Annotated in this window: 2 protein-coding genes and 1 pseudogene; 2 read left to right on the top strand and 1 reads right to left on the bottom strand. The window is 35.5% G+C overall.

From position 1 onward, the window contains the following. A pseudogene (gene secA / locus AFK68_RS00470) lies at positions 1 to 629 on the top strand (preprotein translocase subunit SecA); the annotation flags it as partial. Positions 630 to 959: 330 nt separating this feature from the next. On the opposite strand, the gene AFK68_RS00475 reads toward secA, so the two are convergent. Continuing rightward, complete coding sequence (locus tag AFK68_RS00475) at positions 960 to 1,169, bottom strand: hypothetical protein (RefSeq protein WP_094670780.1); 210 nt, start codon at positions 1,167 to 1,169, stop codon at positions 960 to 962. Positions 1,170 to 1,358: 189 nt separating this feature from the next. Here AFK68_RS00475 and AFK68_RS00480 point away from each other — a divergent pair. Next, positions 1,359 to 2,004: XRE family transcriptional regulator (locus tag AFK68_RS00480; RefSeq protein ID WP_143437372.1), on the top strand; the 646-nt coding region annotated here is incomplete at its 3' end.

A 2,004-nucleotide genomic window follows, 5' to 3' on the forward strand; every position in this document is an offset into this window, starting at 1 on the left:
CATATTATTATGATATGCGGAAGCAGGTGTTTGAGTATGATGAGGTGATGAATAACCAACGTCGGGCGATTTATGCGGAACGCCGACGGGTATTGGAAGGTAGGGATTTGAAGGAACAGGGGATTAAGTATGCGGAGCAAACTATGGATGATATTGTGGAAGCGTATATTAATCCTGAGTTGCCTTCGGAAGAGTGGGAGTTGGATAAGTTGGTGGAGAAGGTGAAGCAGTTTGTGTATTTGTTGGCAGATTTAACTCCGGAGCAGTTGTTCGATCTGTCGATGGATGACATTAAGACTTTTATGCATGAGCAGGTAAGGAATGCCTATGATATTAAGGAGGCGCAGGTGAATCAGATTCGTGGTGGTTTGATGCGGGATGCGGAACGTTTCTTTATTTTGCAGCAAATTGATACTTTGTGGCGGGAGCATTTGCAGCAGATGGATGCGTTGCGGGAGTCGGTTGGTTTGCGGGGTTATGGACAGAAAGATCCGTTGATTGAGTATAAGAGTGAGGGTTATGAGTTGTTTTTGGATATGATGACGGATATTCGGAGGAATGTGGTTTATTCTATGTTCCAATTCCAACCGCAACCTGCTGTGGAGACTGCGACGGCGGAGACGGTGTAGTTTTTAATGGATAATTGATAATGGATAATTGATAATTATTTGATTGCTAACTTTTGTACTAAATTGAAGACTTTTGCATTCAAAAAGTTTGCTTGTTACTCAAAGTTTAAAATTTTAATCATTATCTATTATAAATTGGTAAAAATTGAGGGTTTTGAGTGGGGGTATGCTGAGGTTTACCCCCACTTTTTTTTATGTTTGAGTCCTAAAAAAAACCATAGAAACCGGGTTTATATTAAATTCCTCACTACACTAATATCTACTTCCTATAAACCCGGTTTATTATAACAGTTTGATGGAAAGGGTAGGCAAAATACCTACCGGAAAAAATTACAGATTATTTTGTTTATCTAACCACTGCTGAATTAAATTAGTTAAGGTTTGAGTCATGTTAATATTTTTAGTATTACAAGTAGCTTGAAGTTGTTCTTTCAGTTGTGTGGGAAGACTAACTTTGAGTTGGGAAATTTGATTTTCTGTAAGGTTGTCAGTATTGATATCTTGGTATCCGCCGAAAATGTCGAATTGTCTAATAATCATAGTTTTTCAAATCTTTAATTGTTGATTACTTAGTTTAGGATTAATCCTTACTTTCTAGTTTGATTTGTTTGTGTTGGTTTGCCAAGAGTTGCACAAGTTGTATATGTTCAACTGGTTGAACGTGCAACGGTTGAACAATAGTTGAATAAGTTTTAGTTTAGAATAGATAAAATTTAGTAAAAATCAAGAATGACAAGACCTAAAAAATTCAAAAAGGTAGGAGCAGCATTTAAAGAGTTATATGAAAGTAAAGGTTTTAAGTCTGCTTATGAACTTTCAAAAGAAAGTGGTTTAAGGAAAGACTATATTTCAAAGGTAGTTAATGGATATGTAGGAAATCCTGGACCTGAAAAAATTAAACAAATAGCTGAAGCTTTTGCAAAAAAAAGTGGATTATCTGTAGATGATGAAATAGCTGAACTAACAAAATTATTTGCTAATGATGGTAATAGTTTTAATGAAGAGGAACAGCAGCGATCGCTCTCTGAAAATACTCCCAAAAATGAAGCGCAAGTTGTACAGGAAAAAAAGTCACAGTTATCAGATTTTGTAGGTCGTGAAACTGCTATTGCCGAACTAGAAAATTGGCAAAAAAAAGGGGCAAAGATTATCGCTATTTATGGTCTTGGTGGTATAGGTAAAACAACTTTAGCTGAGAAATATTTTGAAAGGCAAAAATTTGATATTTTCAGACTTCAGATTGGCAGTGAATCTCAAGATATACCTTCAGTTGAACAATGGGTTAAGTATTTGTTGAAAAATAAATTTCAGGAAGAACCAGATGCTGATTTTAGTATGATGTTGGAGCAATTCAAAACAAAACTTAAGATCCTTA

This window comes from Hydrocoleum sp. CS-953, from assembly GCF_002260545.1.
In the GTDB taxonomy this organism is placed as follows: Bacteria; Cyanobacteriota; Cyanobacteriia; order Cyanobacteriales; family Microcoleaceae; genus Trichodesmium.